Source organism: Lacinutrix sp. YIN62 (genome assembly GCF_057219185.1).
Map to the genome: position 1 here is coordinate 31,770 of NZ_JBXVVH010000023.1, position 22,157 is coordinate 53,926.

The 22,157-nt window shown below is 33.2% G+C and carries 20 protein-coding genes; 5 read left to right on the forward strand and 15 right to left on the reverse strand.

Features of this window, described 5'->3' with window-relative positions:
* Positions 1 to 22: 22 nt before the first annotated feature.
* The 8 genes from AC2D8I_RS13870 to AC2D8I_RS13905 all read right to left on the reverse strand — a co-directional run bounded on the left by AC2D8I_RS13870 (position 23) and on the right by AC2D8I_RS13905 (position 10,806).
* On the reverse strand, positions 23 to 1,411 hold the full coding sequence (locus AC2D8I_RS13870) for a tetratricopeptide repeat protein (RefSeq protein ID WP_484706621.1): 1,389 nt from the start codon (positions 1,409 to 1,411) through the stop codon (positions 23 to 25).
* 155 nt (positions 1,412 to 1,566) lie between these two features.
* Entirely contained in the window at positions 1,567 to 2,751 is a 1,185-nt protein-coding gene (locus tag AC2D8I_RS13875; RefSeq protein WP_484706622.1) for an aspartate aminotransferase family protein, read from the reverse strand.
* A complete protein-coding gene (locus AC2D8I_RS13880; protein WP_484706623.1) occupies positions 2,751 to 4,604 on the reverse strand; it encodes an OstA-like protein in 1,854 nt (617 codons plus the stop codon). Before AC2D8I_RS13880 ends, AC2D8I_RS13875 begins: the two co-directional genes overlap by 1 nt.
* Before the next feature lie 297 nt (positions 4,605 to 4,901).
* Positions 4,902 to 6,173 carry an adenylosuccinate synthase gene (locus tag AC2D8I_RS13885; RefSeq protein WP_484706624.1) on the reverse strand — a complete coding sequence of 424 codons (1,272 nt, stop codon included), beginning with the start codon at positions 6,171 to 6,173 and terminating at the stop codon, positions 4,902 to 4,904.
* A gap of 5 nt (positions 6,174 to 6,178) precedes the next feature.
* The gene (locus AC2D8I_RS13890) at positions 6,179 to 6,637 is read right to left on the reverse strand and encodes a Fur family transcriptional regulator (RefSeq protein ID WP_484706625.1); all 459 of its coding nucleotides are present in this window, start codon (positions 6,635 to 6,637) and stop codon (positions 6,179 to 6,181) included.
* 93 nt (positions 6,638 to 6,730) lie between these two features.
* Positions 6,731 to 8,941, reverse strand: a complete 2,211-nt coding sequence (locus tag AC2D8I_RS13895; protein WP_484706626.1) for a RelA/SpoT family protein — start codon at positions 8,939 to 8,941, stop codon at positions 6,731 to 6,733.
* Positions 8,942 to 9,235: 294 nt separating this feature from the next.
* On the reverse strand, positions 9,236 to 10,216 hold the full coding sequence (locus AC2D8I_RS13900; protein WP_484706627.1) for a peptidase associated/transthyretin-like domain-containing protein: 981 nt from the start codon (positions 10,214 to 10,216) through the stop codon (positions 9,236 to 9,238).
* A 245-nt stretch (positions 10,217 to 10,461) separates the two neighbouring features.
* Positions 10,462 to 10,806 (reverse strand): DUF6249 domain-containing protein, encoded by a 345-nt coding sequence (locus tag AC2D8I_RS13905; protein WP_484706628.1) that lies wholly within the window; start codon positions 10,804 to 10,806, stop codon positions 10,462 to 10,464.
* Between the two features lie 141 nt (positions 10,807 to 10,947).
* Between AC2D8I_RS13905 and AC2D8I_RS13910 the strand changes: the two genes are divergently transcribed.
* Positions 10,948 to 11,541, forward strand: coding sequence for an RNA polymerase sigma factor (locus AC2D8I_RS13910; RefSeq protein ID WP_484706629.1), 594 nt, complete (start codon positions 10,948 to 10,950; stop codon positions 11,539 to 11,541).
* A 58-nt stretch (positions 11,542 to 11,599) separates the two neighbouring features.
* Positions 11,600 to 12,013 (forward strand): hypothetical protein, encoded by a 414-nt coding sequence (locus AC2D8I_RS13915; RefSeq protein ID WP_484706630.1) that lies wholly within the window; start codon positions 11,600 to 11,602, stop codon positions 12,011 to 12,013.
* 51 nt (positions 12,014 to 12,064) lie between these two features.
* On the opposite strand, the gene AC2D8I_RS13920 is transcribed toward AC2D8I_RS13915, so the two are convergent.
* Entirely contained in the window at positions 12,065 to 13,306 is a 1,242-nt protein-coding gene (locus AC2D8I_RS13920) for a DEAD/DEAH box helicase (protein WP_484706631.1), read from the reverse strand.
* 94 nt (positions 13,307 to 13,400) lie between these two features.
* Positions 13,401 to 14,282, reverse strand: coding sequence for an AraC family transcriptional regulator (locus AC2D8I_RS13925; RefSeq protein ID WP_484706632.1), 882 nt, complete (start codon positions 14,280 to 14,282; stop codon positions 13,401 to 13,403).
* Positions 14,283 to 14,382: 100 nt separating this feature from the next.
* Here AC2D8I_RS13925 and AC2D8I_RS13930 point away from each other — a divergent pair, with 100 nt between their 5' ends.
* Entirely contained in the window at positions 14,383 to 14,739 is a 357-nt protein-coding gene (locus AC2D8I_RS13930) for a DUF983 domain-containing protein (RefSeq protein WP_484706633.1), read from the forward strand.
* A 61-nt stretch (positions 14,740 to 14,800) separates the two neighbouring features.
* Here AC2D8I_RS13930 and AC2D8I_RS13935 read toward each other — a convergent pair whose 3' ends face one another.
* The 5 genes from AC2D8I_RS13935 to AC2D8I_RS13955 form a co-directional block, all read right to left on the reverse strand.
* Positions 14,801 to 15,238: an SET domain-containing protein gene (locus AC2D8I_RS13935; protein WP_484706634.1), complete on the reverse strand. Its 438-nt coding sequence runs from the start codon at positions 15,236 to 15,238 to the stop codon at positions 14,801 to 14,803.
* Positions 15,239 to 15,267: 29 nt separating this feature from the next.
* Positions 15,268 to 17,463 (reverse strand): B12-binding domain-containing radical SAM protein, encoded by a 2,196-nt coding sequence (locus AC2D8I_RS13940; protein WP_484706635.1) that lies wholly within the window; start codon positions 17,461 to 17,463, stop codon positions 15,268 to 15,270.
* A 78-nt stretch (positions 17,464 to 17,541) separates the two neighbouring features.
* Positions 17,542 to 18,489: a tRNA dihydrouridine synthase gene (locus tag AC2D8I_RS13945; protein WP_484706636.1), complete on the reverse strand. Its 948-nt coding sequence runs from the start codon at positions 18,487 to 18,489 to the stop codon at positions 17,542 to 17,544.
* A gap of 120 nt (positions 18,490 to 18,609) precedes the next feature.
* Positions 18,610 to 19,311, reverse strand: coding sequence for a hypothetical protein (locus AC2D8I_RS13950; protein WP_484706637.1), 702 nt, complete (start codon positions 19,309 to 19,311; stop codon positions 18,610 to 18,612).
* A gap of 335 nt (positions 19,312 to 19,646) precedes the next feature.
* The gene (locus AC2D8I_RS13955) at positions 19,647 to 20,243 is read right to left on the reverse strand and encodes a Crp/Fnr family transcriptional regulator (RefSeq protein ID WP_484706638.1); all 597 of its coding nucleotides are present in this window, start codon (positions 20,241 to 20,243) and stop codon (positions 19,647 to 19,649) included.
* Positions 20,244 to 20,311: 68 nt separating this feature from the next.
* On the opposite strand from AC2D8I_RS13955, the gene AC2D8I_RS13960 reads away from it, so the two are divergent.
* Entirely contained in the window at positions 20,312 to 20,785 is a 474-nt protein-coding gene (locus AC2D8I_RS13960) for an HPP family protein (protein WP_484706639.1), read from the forward strand.
* Positions 20,775 to 21,980: an NO-inducible flavohemoprotein gene (gene hmpA / locus AC2D8I_RS13965; protein WP_484706640.1), complete on the forward strand. Its 1,206-nt coding sequence runs from the start codon at positions 20,775 to 20,777 to the stop codon at positions 21,978 to 21,980. Before AC2D8I_RS13960 ends, hmpA begins: the two co-directional genes overlap by 11 nt.
* The last annotated feature ends 177 nt before the right edge of the window (positions 21,981 to 22,157 follow it).

The following is a 22,157-nucleotide window of genomic DNA, read 5'->3' on the forward strand; positions in this document are numbered from 1 at the left end:
CAAATTTACTTATACGAAAATATTATTGTTCGTTTTTTAGCATGTTTTTAAATGTTGTAGAGCTATAGGCTTCTGGAAAAAGCTCTTCTAAAATCATAATATGCTCTGGGTTAAAACACATTGCATTTTTAAAATGATATGTCGCTTTTTCCATTTCATGGAGTAAAAAATATAATCCTGCCAATCGAAATTCTATTTCAGCATTTTCTGGGTAAAATTCTGCCGCTTGAATTAAATTGAAAGTGGCAGCTTCTGGTTCTCCTAGTTCTGCTAAAAGATCACTGCGTACCAACCAAGTGTCTAATTCATAATTGCCTAATTCGATAGCGCGTTTGTGACCACGTTCGGCTTCTTCTAAAAAATTTAACTTATGATTTATTTTCGCATAAAGTTTCCAGTAAGTAACATTTTCACTATCAATATTTAATGCTTTGTTAATGTAATATAACGCTTTTTGGTAATTTTTCTTTCTACTATAAAATTTGGTGATAGCAATCCAACCTTTATCTAATAATGGGTCTTCATGGACTGTTTTATAATAGTATTGAACCGCTAAGTCTTCTTGACCCAGTTTTTCATGACAACCTCCTATGCGTAATAATGCAAATGAAGTTGGGTCTTCTAGTTTTAAGGTTATAGTATAGTTTTCTATAGCTTCATTATAACGTTTAAGTTTTTCTAGAACACGTCCTTTTTCAATATATGCTCCTACAAAAGTATCGTCTGAAATAATCGCAAAATCAAAAGCATTCAATGCTTTTTTATACATTTTTAAAGTATAATATTGTTTCCCTAATTGATGCCAAGCAACTTCGCAATAAGGGTTTGTGTCTAAATATGAGTTAAGAAACTCTATAGCTTCTTTATTTTGATCAAGGAAGTCAAAACAATATATAACATTGTATAATGCAGAGTAATCTTCGGGATCTTCTTTTAAGCATTTTATAAAATAATCTTTGGCATCGTCAAATTGATCTAAAAACAAATATTCCATTCCTATTAAAGAATATAAGTCGGCAGTCTCATTGGCCAATTTTAATGCATATTTAAGAACTTCTATCGCTTTTTTATGATCATCTTCCTTAGATAAAATGTTTGCCTTTTGGATGTATATCTCTTCATTTGTGGGCTCTAATTTGTGTAGCTCATCCAGCATTGTATTGGCCTCCTTTAATTTGTTTTCAAAAACAAATATTTCAACCTTGAATAATTTTAGGTTTATGGAAGTAGGGTGTTGTCCTAAGCCTAATTTTATAGCTTTTTTTGCTAATGCAACTTTTCCTTGGTTGAGATAATGGTGAATAATACTTTCAAATTCATTAGAATCGAAGAATAAGATATTGTTAGTCTTCAACATCGATTCAAATTTTGTTAGCGATATGTTATTGTTTTCTTCTTGGCTAAATTCCATAAGCACATTTTCTAGAATTTTACTATAATAAATGTAAGGTTCTAATTGTTTTTTTTAACAACATTGCGAACAATGTTTTTAACAAAGTAATGAACAACCGAAGTTGTTATTATTGTTTTAGCCTCTTTTTTGTTTAATTTTTTAAAGTTTGGGGCTTACTTACACTGTATGTTGTTTAGAATAGCAATAATAATGCCACAGCCTTCCTTTATTTCTTTATTTGAAATGGTTAAAGGGGGAGTGATTCTAACAGCCTTTGGTTCAAATAAAAGCCAGAATAGTATTAAGCCGTGGTCTTGTGCCTTTAATATTAGCTGATTGGTGATCTCTATAGAAGGTGTCAAGGCTGCGAGCATTAAGCCTTTGCCTCTTATTTCAGAGATTAAAGGGTGTTGTAGCTCTTGTCTGATTAATTGCTCCTTTTCTAAGGCTAATGACATTAAGTCACTTTCTGTAATTTCTTTTAAAGTGGCTAAGGCAGATGCCGCTATTACAGGGTGGCCTCCAAAAGTGGTTATATGTCCTAATTTGGGGCGGTCTTGTAGCGAGTCCATTAGTTCTGCGGAAGCTGTGAATGCTCCAATAGGCAGTCCACCGCCAAGGCCTTTACCAGTAACAAGAATGTCTGGAGTACAATTGTAATTTTCGAAACCAAAAAGCTTACCTGTACGCCCAATACCAGGTTGAATTTCATCTAGGACCAATAGTGCTCCAACGGAATGACAACGATCCTTTACTTTGTTTAAGTAATCCTTTTTAGGTTCAATGAAACCCGCGCCACCTTGTATTGTTTCTAAAATTACACAAGCTGTTTTTGATGTAATGTGTTTTAAGTCTGTATCGTTATTAAAATGGATGTGTGCTATCTCCGGGAGTAATGGTTTAAAAGGCGTTTTACGTTCTTCATAATCCATTAAACTTAAGGCGCCCATAGTATTACCATGGTATGCGTTGTGGGCCGCAATAATTTGACTACGGCCTGTTGCTCTTCTAGCAAGTTTTATAGCGCCTTCAATGGCTTCGGTTCCAGAGTTTACTAAATACGTTTTTTCTAATGGTGATGGTAAATGTGCGGCAAGTAATTTACTAAGTTCTACTGCTGGGGATTGGATATATTCTCCGTATACCATTACATGTAGATACTTGTCTAACTGTGCTTTTATTGCCGATATAACTTTGGGATGTCTGTGTCCTAAACTGCAGGCAGAAACACCGGCAACAAAATCTAAATATTTTTTGTTTTTGCTATCGAAAATATAAGATCCTTCTGCATAGGAAACTTCCATAGCTAAAGGATGTGGTGTCGTTTGTGCCTGATATTTAAAGAAATTACTAGTCATTATTCTTTTGGAGCTATTTTAACTAGAGCCTTCTTTTTCTTCGTTTGCGCAGGTTTTAAGGAGTCTTTTTGTGGAGTATGCAAAAACTTTTTTGGTACTTGCCTAGATGCTTTTAGTGTTTTATCGGGGGTTTTGGACTTATCTCCAACGTTTCCTTCGGGCTTGCTTTCATTGTCTGCTGCTTCAATTCGTTTTAATAATGATTCGTCAAAAAACTCTTCTTCAGGAACAAAAGGCGCTAGTCCTTGTATGGTTGGTAATTCTAGAGGTTGATCCTCACTAAAGAGGTCTTCAACATTTTTGGGACGTTCATCGGGTCTCCAATCAAAGCCTTTAAATTTTCGAGCATTGACAGAGATTTCATCTTCAGGGTATGTTTTTGCTTTTGATTGTAGTATCCGTCTAAACTCAATAATTTCATTGTTTTCGAAGTATATTTCAATACGAGCAGAATGTCCTTTGTCTATTCCAATAAGTTCGTTTTTATCGTTTCTGGCATAGTAAATGGATTCTGCATTTTTTATAATGTTAACTTGCCTTAATTTATTTTCATCATTAAACAAACCGATTAATTGCTTGCCTTTTATTTGACTATATCCATCAGCGCTTAAGGTGTCTTTACTAATCATAAAGGCATTATTAAAAACAATTAAAGAGTCGAGTTTTTCTGTTTTGGGATTAGATTTTAGATGTATAGTATCGCCTGTTATTTGGTTGTCGATACTCCAGAGTATCGGTTTTCTGCTAACTGCAAAAGGGTCTTTAGACGATAACCTGGATAGATTAATAAATTTTGTTAGTCCTGTTTGGTGGTTTACATGAATGGAATCTGCTTTTCCGCTTAAATCAGATTTGTATATTTTGGCATTTCTATAAGCTCTTGTAATTCTATTGTTTTCCTTACCTGTTACCATTAAAGTATCTGCATGCATATATACAGAATCTTTTTCTTGAATAGAAATAGCTAAGGCACGTTTTGTTATGAATGTAGAATCTTTAGACTTGTATACTTCGGCATAATGGCCTTTTATAATGCTACTATTTATAGTGTCTGTAATTTTTATATTGTTGGAGGCAGAGGCAAAATCACGTTTGCGATCGAAAAATAAGCTGTCGCCTTTTACTTCTCTATTGTCGTAATCTATTTTAGCGTTTTTTATAAAATACCCAGTGTCGTAATTGGTGTCGTAAAAGCCTCGTTCGCAATAGATCGTACTGGTCTCTCCAACTATTGTAGAAGGACCATACATATAGGCGTGACCACTTTCGGAATAAAAATCCAATTGATTCGTCGTTAGTACATATTCTGGATTTACCAATTTTACTGTATTTAGGAAACGGTATTTTTTAGTTGTCATATAATAGCGTCCAACAGTACTCGTTATAGTCCCTGAGGAATCTCTAACAACTTGGCCATCATTATTGTAATATGCTTCTTGTTTGGCGCGGTCAAAGTATAATTTTTCGGTCGTTAATACAGAGCTAGGCTCTGTGAGAATAACGCTTCCTTTTACAAAGGCGAGTTTTGTTTTGCCGCTATATTCTGCATATTTGGAAACCATTTCTATGGAGTCTCCTTGTTTCATAAGCACGTTTCCATAGGCTTCTACAAAATTCTCCTTTCCGTATAATACAGCTTGGTCACACCACATGTCTATGCCGTCGTGGTATATATGTACTTGGCCTTGATCACTTCTTGTTAAAATGCTAGCGCCAGGAAATTTTGTTTCGTCTTTAGAACCAAATGCGCCAGTATCTTTAATTTCTATGTTTTTGCGTTCTTGAGCAACGCTATTCACCGTAAAAAGTGTGAAAATAACCAGTAATGTGTATAAGGGTTTAATAACTTTCAAAATTTTGAGTTTAAGCAAAAATAATGATTATAATAACTTGATATAATGTATTAAGGTATTTTTAATCATTGCGTGTGGGCTATAGGTTAAAAATAATAGAAAGGCTCACGAAAAATACAGGTAAGTTGTCGGTTTTTCAAAAGTAAAACTATTATAAGTAATAATTCTTATTAAGAAAATTAAATGTTCTCCAGAACAAACAGTACTTGTTTCAAAAGAGATTTCTTTTTTAAGGTAAGATAAAAAAAAACCTATCAGAGGGACTGATAGGTTTATGATATTTATATTTTTTTAGTCTTACTTAAAGATGGTTTGTTTTCTATCGGGACCAACAGAGACTATGGTAATTGGAATGTCCAATTCTTTTTCTAAAAAGGCAATGTAAGCATTTAAATTTTCTGGTAACTGAGCGGCTTCACTCATTTCAGTCAAATCCTCATCCCAACCTTTAAAATCGGTATATATTGGCTGTACATTTTCTGGCTCAATGTTGTATGGTAAGTGCGAAATAATTTCTCCTTTATAGTTGTAAGCGGTACATACTTTTAAGGTTTTGAATCCTGAAAGTACATCTGCTTTCATCATCATTAATTGTGTAACACCGTTAACCTGACAAGCATATTTTAAGGCTACTAAATCTAACCACCCGCAACGTCTTGCTCTTCCTGTTGTTGCACCAAATTCATGGCCTACTTTGGCCATTGTAGCGCCATCCTCATCAAATAATTCGGTAGGAAAAGGACCCGACCCTACACGTGTTGTATAGGCTTTAAAAATACCAAAAACTTCTCCGATTTTGTTAGGCGCAACTCCTAGACCTGTACAGGCTCCTGCAGCAGTGGTGTTACTAGAGGTTACAAAAGGATAGGTCCCAAAATCGATATCTAAAAGCGAGCCTTGAGCACCTTCAGCTAAAATGGTGTGCCCTTCTTTTTGAGATTGATAGATGTATTCTTCAGAATCTATAAAAGTTAATGATTTTAATACTTTTACAGCCTCGTAAAATTCTGTTTCTAATTCTTCTAGATTGTATTGAATGTCTACGTTATAGAACGAAATCATAGCTTCGTGCTTATTTGCAAGCGCTCTATATTTTTCTTTCCAGTTACTTAATTCTAAATCGCCAACTCTAAGTCCATTTCTACCAGTCTTATCCATATAAGTGGGGCCAATCCCTTTTAGGGTGGAACCAATTTTGGCTTTACCTTTAGCGGTTTCGCTAGCAGCATCTAATAGACGGTGGGTTGGTAAAATAATATGTGCTTTTCTAGAAATTAATAGCGACTTTCTGTAATCTACATCCTGTTCTTCTAATTTGTCTAATTCTTTTTTAAAGATAACAGGATCAATCACAACGCCATTGCCTACCAAATTGGTAGCCTTATCATGGAAAATTCCAGAGGGAATAGTATGCAATACGTGCTTTTTACCATTGAAAACCAAAGTATGTCCTGCATTAGGGCCGCCTTGAAAACGTGCAATAATATTGTATTTGGAGGTAAGCACATCGACAATTTTTCCTTTGCCCTCGTCTCCCCATTGTAAACCTAGTAGTAAATCTACCGCCATTGTAGTTAGTTGTTTTTTGTTGTTTTTCGGTTTCCGTAAAAGTAGAGTGAATGGTTATTGATTTCAATATCAAAAACCTCTTCTATTGTTTTTTTTATAGATTGAATTCTAGGGTCGCAGAATTCTATAACTTCTCCTGTATCGCCTAGAATAATGTGATCATGCTGTTTATTAAAGTATGATTTTTCGTAATGTGCTTGATTTTGACCAAATTGGTGTTTTCTAACCAAACCACAATCTAAGAGTAATTCTATGGTATTGTATAGTGTAGCACGACTTACCCGATATTTCTTGTTCTTCATATTGAGATACAAGGATTCGATATCGAAATGTTCTTCGCTGTTGTATATTTCTTGGAGTATCGCGTAACGTTCAGGTGTTTTCCTATGCCCATTAGCTTCCAAAAAGGACGTAAAAACGTTTTTTACAACCTCTTGATTTTTTGTATTTATGTTTGCGCTCATAATTTCATGGCAAATTTACATAATTTTTTGTGGTCCTCTAGCTTAATTTTTGAGTTTAAGGAAAGTGTTATCATATTTTATTAACAACACTTGTTATGTGCGGTGGACTTTGTCTATACCGTTGATTTTTTTGAGGTTATCCATTAATTTTTTTAGTAAAGCTTTATTTTTTACAATAACATTTATTTTTCCTGAGAATATCCCATCATCGCTTTGAAAGCTAATGCTGTTCATATTAACGTTCATATTAGAAGAAATGACTTTAGTAATGTCATTTACTAATCCGAGATTGTCTATTCCAGATAATACTATTTGCGCAGCAAACTCTTGTTGGGAAGAGTCTATCCATTTGGCTTGCATAATACGATAAGCATAATTGGATTGCATACTTAACGCATTAGGACAGTTTTTTTTATGAATTTTTATGCCTTCATTAATTGTTAGGAATCCAAAAACATCATCTCCAGAAATTGGGTTGCAGCAGGAAGCTAGTTTGTAGTCTAACTTTTCTTCTTCTTTTCCAAAAACAAGTAAATCATATTTATTGGTAATTTCATCTTTGTCTAATTCTTCTTTAGAAATATTAGGTTTTCGGTTGATTTTATTTTTTATAAAACTAACTAAAGCATTACTTCTTGAAGACGCATATTCTTTTAACATAGGATTACTAATAGTCCCTATGCCAATGCGGTAGAATAAATCTAAACTGGTTTTTAGCTTGAAATGGTTAACCATTTCATTAACAGATTTTTCGTTTAGTGTTATTTTGAGCTGTTTTAATTTTCTGCGTAAAATTTCTTTACCGTCTTCAGCGATTTGTTTTTTCTCTTCCTTAAGTAGTGATTTTATTTTACTGCGTGCTCTAGATGTTGTTGCATAATCTAACCAGTTAGGATTTGGTTTTGCATTTTCTGAAGTTAAGATATCTACTTGATCTCCACTTTTAAGTTCATGACTTAAAGGCACTAGTTTCCCATTTACTTTAGCGCCTCGAGTTTTCATCCCTACTTGAGTATGAATATTAAAGGCAAAATCTAATGGTGTAGCGCCTTTGGGTAAGGACTTTAAGTCTCCTTTAGGCGTAAAAACAAATATTTCTTTGGAGTAGAGGTTCAGTTTGAATTGTTCTACAAAATCCACAGGATTGGTCTCTGGGTTTTCTAGAGCTTCTTGTAAGCGGTTTATCCAAACATCTAAATTATCTTCTTTATCATTGTTTTTGTATTTGTAATGAGCGGCATATCCTTTTTCTGCAATTTCATTCATACGTTCACTACGGATTTGAACCTCAACCCAGCGGCCTTTTGGTCCCATTACAGTGATATGTAATGCTTCATAACCAGTAGACTTTGGAGAGGAAATCCAATCTCGTAAGCGTATGGGGTTAGGTCTAAAATGATCCGTAACTACCGAGTATATCTTCCAGGCTAAAAACTTTTCGTTTTCGGTGTCTGTTTTGTAAATAATTCTAACAGCAAACTTATCGTATACCTCATCAAAGGAAACACCTTGCTTGTTCATTTTACGTTTGATGGAAAAAATGGATTTTGGTCTTCCTTTTATATCATAGGTAAGGTGTTCTTTATCTAACGATGTTTTTATAACATTATTAAATTCTTGAATGTAAGCATCTTGTTCTTGCTTACTTTCTTTCATTTTAAATAAAATGTCATTGTATATTTCCGGCTCTGTGTATTTTAAACTGAGGTCTTCCAGCTCGGTTTTTATATTGTAAAGCCCAATCCTATGTGCTAGAGGAGCATAAATGTACAGTGTTTCACTTGCTATTTTTACTTGCTTATCCGATCGCATAGCATCCATTGTTTGCATATTATGGAGGCGATCGGCTATTTTAATGATAATAACACGCACGTCATCATTTAACGTGAGTAGCATTTTACGAAAATTCTCGGCTTGCAATGAGACATCGGTATCCTTTTTTAAGGAGGATATTTTTGTTAGACCATCTACTATTCTGGCAACAGTTTCTCCAAAAAGGCGTTCGATGTCCTTAATAGAATAGTCCTCATTATCTTCTACAACATCATGCAATAAAGCAGCAGCAATAGAGGTGGCATCCAAACCTATTTCTGAAGCAACAATAGTGGCCACAGCAATGGGATGAAATATGTAAGCTTCACCGCTTTTTCTGCGTTGTTCTTTATGGGCATCTACAGCAACATCAAAAGCCTTACGTATTAGCTTTTTGTCTTTATTAGTAAGTGTTGTGTAGCTTACTTTTAAGAGTTGTTTGTAAGCTTTAGCTATTGCTGCATTTTCATTTTCAATATCAACTTTGGTCATAGTATTAAAAATAGTGTAAAAATTTTAACTCACAAATAGTAATGTGATTTTTATTTAAATAAAATCCTACATTTTCTATATAAGAAATGGCCGTGTTTTTAAAGGGCGCATTAAATGTTTAGTTTGGATTCTCTTTTAAACAATAGCGGTAGGTTTTTAAATGTTTGATAAGTAGTTGTATAGGTATTTTTTATGCTTTAGTGGTATCTGCGAATACCTTCTGAGTAATGTTTTTGTTCAAATAACTGGCACTAGTTAAAAGTGAGTCGTATTTTGTGGTTTTTAAGATTGAAACTAATCGTTATTATAAACTTCCATTTTTAAACCAATGCCATAGTTATTTAAGCCAGCCAGCAGTAAATTAGATTTTTTTATGTTTTTCTTATCGTAGAGGACCCATTTATTATTATTTAAAAAGATCCGTTTTACAAAGGTTTGTTTTGTTGCAATCTCATCGGTAAATGGGAGTAGTGGTCTAAAGTTGGTAGATACTTTAACGATACCGCGTTTTGTTTTAACCTCTTGGTATTTTTTGTTAGGTAAAAGTTTTCCTTTTGAGTCTGTATACCCAAGGACTTGAAGGGATACAAATATCCCAGACTTTGGGATGTAGATGTTAAACTTCGAAATATCTAATTCATATATTTCCTCATTGGCTTCTGTTGCTACAAAAATGACTTTGTCATAGGTTAAGGTTTCCCCTGGAAAGCCGTTTTTGTTTTCATAGAATTGCACCCTGAATAAAGTAGAAAAAGGCCTTTTTTTTGATTTGGATTGATTCCGTTTTCTCCAAGCTTTAGCTTCTACTTTTATAGGAAAAAATACAGTGGTTAAGCGCTTTGTTTTTTTATCTTCATTGGGGAAGAATACGGCGATTTCAGATTCTATTGTAGGAAGCCAACATTTATAATAATCTTTGTGAGTTGTTGGTTTTATTTTTTTTAGTTTAAACTTGCCTTTGGGTTTGTTTTTTACAATAACTTCTTGAAGTTTATCTATTTCAGGGTTTAAATGTATTACTTGAGGGAGATTTATCGTGGCTAATTTAATGTTTTTATACCCTAATGATGAAATGTACAACGTGTCAATATCACTATACATTTTTTTTGTAAATGTAAATTTACCGTCATCATCAGCAAAAATACCATTTCCGTTTCCAAAAGAAATAGTGGCGTAAGAAACAGGGTGTTTGGTCTCAATGTCGATAATACTGGTTTGTGCAATACTAGAAAATGTAAGGAAAAGCGTAAAGAGTGTTAGGAGGTTTCTTGACATAAGGGTTTATTTTACTTGAAACTATTTAATTTTTAATATAATTTAAAACAAGATGTAGCACATCTGGTAAACTCAACACGGTATAAAATGTGGCTAAAGATATGCATTCTGCCTAAAATATTTCAATGCAACTGCTTTTAAGATACTTATAACATCGTTTATGATAAATAAAAAAGCAGCCATACAAAAGGTACGGCTGCCATTGAAATTAATTGGTTCTATCGTTTGATTATTACGGTAGAAGCTTAAGATTCTAGATTTTTGGTCATGGTAAACCCTGTAAATAAACCAACACCAGCCATTAAGAAAATAGTGCCAGGATAAGCAACATCTTCTACAACTCCTAAACTGTAGTGTAGTATGGAGGCAATAAAAATACCTATACCAATCCCCATTAATAATAAGGCTAAATTTAAGATAAAGACTTTCCATATTGGTGCGGGATGCACCTTACCTTTTATAAATATACTGGCATCTGCACCTTTCTCTATAAGGGCTAAACGCTCTTTGTTTCTTGTAGAGAAATATAAATAAAAGACTCCAAAGATTGCACCAAAAATTATTGGTATGATAATTAATTCTGATCCCATAACTGTTCGTTTTTTTAATTGATTATTTTTAATGTGTTCTTAGCTTAAGACGATTGTTTTTTTATTAGGGTTACATTTTTTTTAAATATTTTTTTAAATTCGATTGTAACCAAAAGACTTTACGTGTCGTCAAAGAAACAAATGATCATTAAAGACGACCAATATTACATTACGAAGGTATTAAAAGGGGATGCTAATGCATTTGCTATTCTGGTAAACCGTTATAAGGATTTGATCTTTACTTTGGCCTTACGCATGTTAAAGAATAAAGAAGAGGCAGAGGAGGTTTCTCAAGATGTCTTTATAAAAGTGTACAAGAAATTATCTAAATTTAAAGGTGATGCTAAGTTCTCTACTTGGCTGTATAAAGTTACTTATAATACGTGTTTAGATAGATTGAAAAAGTTGAAGCGTACCCAGAATACAATTGCGATAAATGAGTTTACGGAGCATGAAGTAAGAGCATTGGATACTGCTTTAGACGCCTTAGAGGCTATAGAAAGAACGAAGGCCATACGCGATTGTATTAACTTATTGCCTAATGAAGAGGGGTTTATATTAACCTTATACTACTTTGAAGAACAATCCTTGGAAGAAATTGCTAAGATTGTTAACTTGAAACCAAACCATATAAAAGTAAAATTACACCGCAGTAGAAAAAAATTAACAACGATATTAAGAACACAATTAGCGCCTGAAATGATTGAAAGTTATACGATGAACTATAAAAAATAAATTATAAAAGAATAGGTGTGATGATGATAAATGGCCTTGAGCAATAAAAATAGAACAAATGAAAGAGACCGCAGATAAGAAGTTGGAAATATTAACTGTTAAACTAATGAAAGAGGTTGAAATTCAGACACCATCATTGGATTTTACAACAAATATAATGAAGAAAATAGAACCACTTTCATTGTATACAAAGGCAATCTATAAACCCTTGATTTCTAGAGTGGTTTGGAGCGTAGTTTTTATGATTATTATGGGGCTTATTGGGACTGTTATGTCTCGAGGAGTTGTGAAAAGTCCAAGTTGGTTAGATAAAGTAAATTTAAGTGTTCTATTTAATAATAGATTTATAGAAGGGCTATCTAATATCGTTATCCCTAAAACGGTACTCTATACCGTTGTAGTATTAGGATTGATGTTATTTATACAAATCCCATTGCTAAAACATTATTTTAATAAGCGATTAGAGCGTTAAGTAAGGGGGATTTGTATAGCGAAGAGTTATAATAGCTTATAAGTTTTAAAATTAATACCAGCGTTTCTTTTTCTTTTTAGAAGCGTCACTTTTTCTACCTTTTCTATGTTTACTTCCTTTTTTGTTAGAAGTATGTACTTCTTTTTTTGCTTTAGGGTCTAAAGGGTAAGGGTGGTCTTCAATGACATCTAATTGCAAATGAATTAACTTTTGAATGTTAGATACATAATCTCTTTCATCAGCAGAACATAAGGAATAGGCGGCTCCCGTTTCTCCTGCGCGTGCTGTTCTTCCAATTCTATGAACATAAGTTTCTGGAGTACTCGGTAAATCAAAATTAATAACGGCATCTAAACTCGCTACGTCAATACCTCTTGCTGCAACATCTGTTGCAACTAGAATATTAACGGTTCCTTTTTTAAAATTGTTTAGTGCTAGTTGTCTGTCGGTTTGACTTTTGTCTCCGTGTAGGCTCTCTACTTTATAATTATTTTTAAGTAAGGATTTTTCTAATTTATCGACGCCATATTTTGTACGCCTAAAAATAATGATGTTACCATTAATGGTATTACGTAACAGATGTAAGCACAGTTCTATTTTTTGTGGTTTGGGCACATAGTACAAGGCTTGATTTACATTTTTAGACGTCGATGAGTTTTGTGCAACCTCGATACGTTGAGGTGCTTTCAATATAGTATTTGCTAATTGCTCAACCTTATATGGAATGGTTGCAGAAAATAATAAGGTTTGTTTTGTTTTTGGGCATAGCCGTTCTATTTTTTTAACATCATCTATAAACCCCATATCTAACATTAGGTCTGCTTCATCGAGCACTAAGGTTTCTATATAATCCAAATTAATAACATCTTGCTTGTGTAAATCTAGCAAACGTCCAGGAGTCGCTATTAAAATATCAACGCCATTCTTTAATAGTTCTTTTTGTGGATCTATAGATGCGCCTCCAAAGATAACAACGGTCTTTAATTTTGTATGTGTGCTATAGGTTTGAAAGTTGTTTTCAATTTGTATGGCTAACTCTCTAGTAGGACTTACGATTAATGCGCGTATTTTTTTACCTTTTTTAGGCGCCTCTTGTTTGTCGTATAGTAATTGAAGAATAGGGAGGGCAAAAGCAGCTGTTTTTCCTGTTCCTGTTTGTGCAGAAACAATGACATCTTTTTTGTTTAAAACCAAAGGGATCGTTTTTTCTTGTACCAAAGTAGGAGTGTCGTATCCTTTTTCTGCTATGGCTCTTAAAATAGGTCTATTGAGTTTTAAATCTTTGAATGACATTGTATGGAATTTATGACAAAGATAGCTGAAAATAGATAGCTTTTTAACTTTTAGAGAAGCTGTTTACTTATATAAAAATGTTTTAAGAGATCATTTATATTTTTAATTGCATTTTTTGGAATGTAGAAGGAGAGTAGCCACTGTTGTTTTTAAAAACTCTCGAAAAATAGGCGTAATCTTTGTAACCCAATGACCAGGCAATTTCAGAGAAATTACTCTTGGAGTAAATTAATAAACGTTTGGCTTCAAGAATTACGCGTTCGGTAATAAGGTTAGAGGTTGTTTTATTAAGTGTTTCCTTACTAATACGATTAAGATGTTTTGCAGACATGTTCATCATGCTGGCATATGCCTCGGGAGATTTTTCAGTTGTATAATGTTGCTCTATCAATTGTTCTAATTCATGAATTTTAACCGTGTAATTTTTAGATTCTACGATTGTATTTCTATTGTTTTCTGTTGTTAGTTGCGTAAGCTCTATATAAATTAAATCTATCAAACTGCATAACTTTTGCTGAGTCATGAGTTTTTTTGTTAAGAAGTTGTTGTATACAGATTGAAAAAGGCCTTTAAAAAAAAGACTTGTTTTTGGGTTTAAATAATAACAAGGTGCATTTTGACTAGAGTAAAAAAAAGGAAAATGATTTAAAGAACGGTTGGTATAGGTGGTTTCGTAAAATGATTGCGTATGAAAAAAAATGTAACCTTCTGGTGCTTCTGTAAATTCCCAGTGATGTGTTTGTCCTGGTTTTAATAAGAAAATACTGTTTTCTCGAATGGGATAGGATGTGAAATCAATTTCATGAATGCCCTTTCCTTTAGTAAATAGAACCGTAAGATAGAAGTCATGTTTGTGTGGCGCCGTAATATTATGATGATTTTTTAATAAATGCTCTTCAAATAGATTGGCGTAAAATGAATCACTGCTATGTGTTAATCGAAATTGGTCTAAATTTAAGATGGGTAGCTTTTTCATAGGATCGCATTTAAAATGTCTTAATAGTACAAATTTATGTAATTATAAGGTAATATAAGTTTACTGGTTTTAGTTTACTTTTGTATAAAATACAATAGATATGGCTAGAGTGATTAGTTTATTAAAAGGGAAATGTCCAAAATGCGAAAAAGGAAAGGTTTTTCGTTCTAAAGGTTTTATCCTTTCCGGTAGAATGCCAGAAATGAATACGAATTGTCCAAATTGTAATCATAAGTTTGAGATTGAAACAGGATTTTTCTTTGGTGCTATGTTTGTAAGTTATGCAATGGCTGTGGCTGAAGCAATAGGTGTGTTTTTAATTGCGTTTAATTTTACGAAATCGTCTATTTTATTAGTCTCTATTGTTGCCGCCGTAATTCTATTGATGGGGTTTGTTAATTTGCGATATTCCAGAATGATATGGATGTATTTATTTACAAAACGAGATAAAAAATAAGTTGAGGTTCTAATGCTATGTTATTTTAATAATAAAGTAATGGCCTCTTTTTAGTTTTGGCTTAGCGATGTTTTTTCCAATAACGTTTACCATAGCTACAAAATATTTCTGAATTTGCCAGTATTTTACAGGTCGCTATAATACAAACATTGGCATTGTCATTTAGTGTTATTTTTGCATTGTTCTTGAATTTAGAATCATGTAACCCCTTCGCATCATTAGCGTATTTAGCAAAACAATGCGTGTGTTTAGAGTCTAATATATTTCCGTTTAATAAATTTATAAAATAGTGGTCTTCCTTTTTTTCTACTCGTATTTGAGCTGCTTTATCAGACAATATTTCACCTTTAAACAAGGAAATAACTTCGCCTTTATAAATATTTATAGCGGTAAATAGGCCACGTCCAGCATTTGGTATTTGAGAAGTATCAACATATAAATAATCAGATTCAGAGGCATCAATGCTGTTGTTGTCTTGAAATTTTTTTTCTATATCCATAGCTTATTAAGGTTAAAGTTACTACGATATTATAATACTAATAAGCCATAATCGCGTAGTTGTAAAATAGGTTTAGAAAACCAAAATAATTCAAAATTTTCGAAATGGGTTTCAAAATCGTTTTTCAATTGAATAAAAGATAGGTGTTTGTCGTTGGTGGGACTGAGCAGCTCTAGTGTTTCCAAAAACCATACTCCTTTATTTTTCGCTATGGTTATTTGAAAAGATTCTGTTTTATCATGAAAGGTCATTTCTAAGAAGTGTCGGGTTTTCTTTTTCTTTGTTTTAACGTATTCAGTGACTAATGGCAAATGACCTAACCAAATTATTTTTGCTGTTGACTTGATGTTAAAATTCACTTCAGTTTCCAGACAATCATATATAAAATTTGGGGGGATAGAGGTTTGAGGAATTTCAAAATCAAACCATTCCTCTAGCGGCAGTTCAAAGCCAATACCGTGCATATAATTAAACAAGGATTTCTTTAATCCGAAACTAAAAATAGAGTGGTTTATTCCTGTACTATCTTTAAAATCGACATCATTATTAGCAAAGGTGATCGTTTTATAGTTTGGTGTAATTCCATAATCTGATGGCGAATGTCCTATTGGACTGTGTGTGGTTAATGCAAACTGATGCCAAAAACCAGATTGTAAAACACCTATTTCAAATAGTTGCCTCACCATTTCTAAGCTGTCTATGGTTTCTTGTACGGTTTGTGTTGGGTAGCCGTACATTAAGTAAGAGTGCACCATAATGTCTGCTTCTGTAAAATTTCTGGTAACTTGGGCGACTTGCTTTACCGTAACTCCTTTATCAATACGCTTTAGTAATCGGTCTGATGCGACTTCTAATCCTCCAGAAACAGCAATGCATCCTGATGCTTTTAATAAGAAACAGAGGTCTTTTGTGAAATTTTTCTCGAACCGAATGTTTGTCCACCATGTTACCAGTAATCGTCGTTTTAGAATTTCTAAAGCTAAGGCTTTCATTAATGCTGGAGGTGCGGCTTCATCTACAAAATGGAATCCTGTTTCTCCTGTTTGAGTAATTAATTGCTCCATTCTATCTACCAGTAGTTTAGCAGCAATTGGTTCGTATATTTTTATATAGTCTAATGAGATGTCACAAAACGTACATTTTCCCCAATAGCAACCATGTGCCATTGTGAGTTTGTTCCAACGGCCATCGCTCCAGAGGCTATGCATTGGGTTGGCAATTTCAATAACCGAAATGTACTTATCTAACAATAAATCGGAATAATCGGGTGTGCCAACTGCGTGTTGCTTGTAGTCTGGTCTCGCGGTATTGTTTTTATAAGTTACTTTATTATTTTCTAATAGAAAGGTACGTTTGTAGGTTTGCGACACGGAGTTTTGCTTATTACAAACGGCTTCATAAAGTAATTCAATGGGAAGCTCGCCATCATCGAGAGTAATATAATCGAAAAATTCAAAGACACGTATATCTGATACTGAGCGGAGTTCTGTATTGGGAAATCCTCCACCCATAGATACTAACGTATTGGGGTAATTGGTTTTTATGTGTTGTGCACAGCGGAAAGCAGAATATAGGTTTCCTGGAAAAGGAACCGATAAACAGACTAATTTGGGCTGAATAGTTTTTAGTTTTTTATCAAGAATGCGTATTGTAATATGGTCTATAAATGTGGTGTCATTCTGTAAGCAAGCATATAATTCGTCAAAGGTATTAGCGCTTTGCCCTAAACGTTCGGCATACCGACTAAAACCGAAATTGGGATCGATGCATTCTATAATGAAATCGGATAAATCTTCAAGGTATAAAGTCGCAAAATGTTTGGCTTTATCTTGCATGCCCATTTCTCCAAAAGCCCAATTCATATCATCCATTTGATCAAATCGAGAGGCTTTAGGAAGAAAATCATCTGAGCAAATTTGTCTCGCTAAGGTTTGATTTTTACCTTGTAAGAAACAGATAATAGCATCTAAGGGTTGTAAATAATCTTCTTTTAGGGCGTAAATACGCTGACAGTTTTCTGAAACGATACTATTGTTCTCAAAGGCTAAATCAAAAAGGGCGCTAAAAGTATCTTTACTGAATAATTCGAGAATGACTTCAATCCCTAAATCCATTTGAAAAGCAGAAATGCTTTTTGTGTTTAAAAAACCTTTGAGGTATGCTGTTGCAGGATAAGGTGTATTTAATTGCGTAAACGGCGGCGTAATGAGTAGAAGGTCTTTCAATGTGTTGTTGCATGATTTTTGAGCAAAGATAGTTGAAATGTCTTACTGTTATTTTCAAAGTTAAGGAACTCTTTAAAATCATGCCTCCCCCTTTAAAATATCGGCAACTGCTTGTTGGTATTTTTGAGGGTTTGTAGCCTTTTTTATTTTCTTATAGGTTTTTTGCGGATTAGAAAAGGATTGGGAGAAGTATTCCCAAAAGCCAAGCATTTTCATTTTAATAGGTGTAGGACCAGATAAGGCTGCATCGTATTGGTGGTAAATTTCTTCGTGAAAAGCAGCAAATGTTTCCCATCTATTTTTGGGATAGATTAAGGTGTCATTTTTAATCATACTGGGTAAAAAAGGATCAGCAATTAAGCCGCGACCTATCATAAAATGATTTATGTTTGGGAAACGCTTTTGAATGGCTTTAAATTCAGAAACCGTTGTAATATCGCCATTATAATAGAGTTTATGTTTGGTATGATCTATACAGCGTTGAAAAGCGTCTAAATCTACCCCGCCTTTATATAACTGCTTTCCTATGCGTGCATGAATAGCGATGTTTTTTAAGGGGTATTGATCTAAAATGGGAAAAGTGTTTAAGATTTCTGAACTATTCTCATAGCCCATTCTCATTTTCATTGAGACCAGAATGTTTGTTTCTGTATGTACTCGTTTTAGAATATGATCAATTTTTTTAGGATCTGCAATTAAACCAGATCCCATTCCTCGTTTGGTTACCATAGGATAAGGGCAGCCTAAGTTCCAGTTTAGTTCTTTATAGCCATATTGTTGTACATATTTTGCTACAAATAAGAATTCCTCTGCGTCGTTGGTAATAACTTGTGGAATGACTTTTAAGGTCTTATTATTCTCAGGTAGAATATCTCGCTGATAAGCCTTTTTGACCACCAATTTCCCATTGAGGCGTATGTAAGGCGAATAGAAAGTGTCTATGCCTCCAAAATATTTATGAAGTGCATTACGAAAACGAAAATCGGTAAAACCTTGTAATGGAGACGAAAGTAGTGTAAATGGCATACATTATTTAATAATGCTGCAAATATAGTTTAATTGTTGATGTTGTGTATAAATTAAAAACGAATCTCCTATATAGGTATGCATTAGTTATATAGGAGATGAGTCTGTTTAGATATTCTTTTAATGAAGGGCTTTAGGGAATCCTAAACCTCCATCGTCACAATCCGCACTAAATTGTGCTAGATTAAAACCCGTTACTGTTTTGTTTTGACAGGTATTAATATGCTTAGCAGAAACAGCAAAACCATAAAATGTATTTGAAGATGATGGAGATTGAATTTTAATAGTATTTGTGCCTTGTCCAGATATAATTGTTGCGCCATTGTGGGCACTCCAATGATATGATCCATTACTATTACTACCATAAGGAATAGCTTTAAATGTAAAGACATCTCCTTTACATTCTCCAGAGATTTGTTTTATATCCATATACGTAGGAGGGATACAGGTTGATATTATAAAATTAGAGCTGCATAGTATATTTGCATTCCCAGTGCCATTAGCATTTATGGAACCGCCATTAAAACTAGGCCCAAAACTTAAAGTAATACTGCTTGTACCTTGTCCATTCAAAATAGATATGTCTCCACTAGTTATACTCCAAGTGATATTGTTTGAACTGAAATCAGATGTATAATTATAAGTAGAAGTACTGTTAGGTTGCACAGTCGAAGCTCCATTGATGTTGCATAATGTGCGGTAAACCGTACGGTTGGATTTTGATTCTATAGTTTGAAGTTCGGGATTAATGTCTATGTCCTCTTTACTGCAAGCACATAAAATTAGGAAGTTCATTAATAATAAAAGGGTTGTTTTTTTCATGTTTAAATGGTATTGATTATTAGTTCCCTACTCTATTTATGGCTTTTCGGGTACCGCCAGTTGCATATAGAATATTTTATGCATAACATATCTTATAAGAGTAAATTGAAATACTATTATATAAGGTAGTCTGTATGTTTTATTGAATATTGTTTGAGATTCAATATTTAGCGTATTTAAAAACTATTAAATACAACGGTTAGTGTAGGGAAGTGCGTTGTTGTATGTGTACTAAGTTAATAAAAAATGAGAATAGGCAAAATAATAGTAGTAAGAAAAATTAAAATAAGGAATGGTATTCGCCTTAAAATAAGGCTTTGTCATATTAGATGCTTTTAGTAATATATTTTTTGATTTATGATTTTTACTGTTTTTTGAGATTCCATTTTTTTTATTGTCCTAATGGTTGCTTCAACACTTAAACCCAATAGCCCTGCAATATCTTTTCTTGTGAAATCTATTTTTAAATCAAATGGGACACTGCTTTCATGGATGTCGTGCTTTAAATATTTAAATAAAGTTAAAATGGCTTCTTTAGCCGATTTTGAAGTGATTCCATTTGCTATAGTTGCCTTAAAATAAAGTCTATTAGATATCATTTTTGTGAAGTTATAATGGATTTCATTATTATTTAATAGAAGTGTTTTAAAAGCTTCTTTTTTTAACCGAAAAAGAGTTAAATCACTTAAAGAGATTGCGTTTGCAGGATATTTGGAATTAATAAATAAAGGCGGTTCCCCAAAGCTTTTGTGCTTTCCAAAAATACCTTGAATGAACTCATTCCCTTTATCGTTATAATAATTCATTTTTACACCACCTTTTATTATTTGAAAATAATATTTAGCAGTGTCTCCTTTTTCAAAAATGTAATCTCCTTTTGAAAAATGTGCGATTTCGGCACCATATTTTATTAATGCTATTTTTTCAATCATATGATTTGAATCATAAACTTCAAGTTTTTCGTAACCGTAAGTTTGTGCAAAAACAAAGATCGGGAAAAATGAAACGTATATATAAGAATCTGGTTAACTATTTTACATCAATAGCTTGCTTTTTGAGTCTTTATTTATTGCATAAGTTCTTGTTTCGAGGAGAAAATGAAACACTTTTTATAGCAGCATTTGGAGCTTCTGCTGTTTTAAGTTTTTCTAATGAAGGCGTGAAACACCCGCTTTATAAAATTTTTTTCGCCTCTATAATTGCTTCTGTTTTTGGAGTGTTAGGAAATCAAATAGCAGTTCCATTAGTGGTTAGAATTACCTTAATAATAAGTGCTTGTATTTTAATAATGAATGTTTTAGATGTTAGTTATCCACCTGCGGGAGCTATTGCTATTATTCCATTAATTTCTAATGCAGAGATACAACACTTGGGGTATTTGTATGTCCTTTATCCAACAATGACCGGATTATTAATTATATATTCATTTTCAAAATTAAAAGAAAAATTAAATACAATGTATTATGGCAAGTAAAAAAACAATAGAAATCGTAAAATCTACAGCACCTGTTTTAGAAAAGCAAGGCGAAACAATTACGAAAGTATTTTATAAGTTGTTATTTGAAAAACATCCAGATTTAAGAGGGGTTTTTAATATGACACATCAAGAGAAGGGATCGCAACAAAAAGTACTAGCAAACGCTATTTTTAAATATGCAGTACATATTGAAAAGTTAGAAATGTTAGGAGATGCAGTAGAATCTATTGCGCAAAAACATACCAGTTTATCTATACCAAAAGAAGCGTACCCAATAGTGGGAGAAAATTTATTATTAGCCATTAAAGAGGTTCTTGGTGATGCTGCTACTCCTGAAATTATAGAGGCTTGGGGAGAAGCCTATGGTGATTTGGCAGCCATTTTTGTAAAAAGAGAAGAGGAAATTTATGCTGCTAGAGAAAGTGGTAAAGGGGGCTTTAGAGGAACAAAAGCGTTTATAGTTGTAGATAGAATCGAGGAAAGTAATGTTATTACTTCTTTTTATTTAAAACGAAAAGACGGACTACCGATACCTGAATTTGTGGCGGGGCAATATATTGCATTAACTGTAGAAATCCCTAATACAGATCATAAGCATACTAGAAATTATAGTTTATCAGATTCTAATGATAAAGAGTATTTAAGAATTAGTGTTAAAAAAGAACTTGCAAACCCAGATGGGATTGTTTCTAATTACTTGCATTCAAATATAGTCGTAGGTTCTACTTTAACATTAGGAATGCCTTCTGGCGAGTTTGTTTTAAAAAATAAGCAAACGACGCCTGTTGTGCTTATAAGTGGCGGTATCGGGGTAACTCCTTTACTAAGCATGTTTAAAGACTTAAGTACAAAAGGTAATCAAGCGGTTACTTTTATACAATGTGTTTTAAATAGTGAAACACACGCTTTTAAAAATGAAATAAATGAATTAGTTGATGATAATTCAAAAGCTGTAACAGTTTATAGTGCGCCTTTACCTCACGACGTTTTAGGTAAAGATTATGATTACCAAGGGTTTTTAGCTATAGAAATGCTAAAAGCTTTAAATATTTCTAATGAGAGTGAATTTTATTTTTGTGGACCAACACCATTTATGGCCAATGTTTTGAGTATCTTGGAAAATTTAAACGTTAATCCAGAAAATATAAATTATGAATTTTTTGGCCCTGTAGAGGAGCTTGCTTTAGCTTAATTATTTAAATTTAAAACGTGTCCTTTTAAATTTAAAAGGACACGTTTTATTTGGGTTAAGCTTCTCTTAAAAGGCAGTATCTCATAAACTGTGTAAGTTTAAAAATCTCGGGGTTTAATTCACCCTCGAGATTTTTTTATTTATTAACTTTAACACATTTATGAAACCAGAAGATTT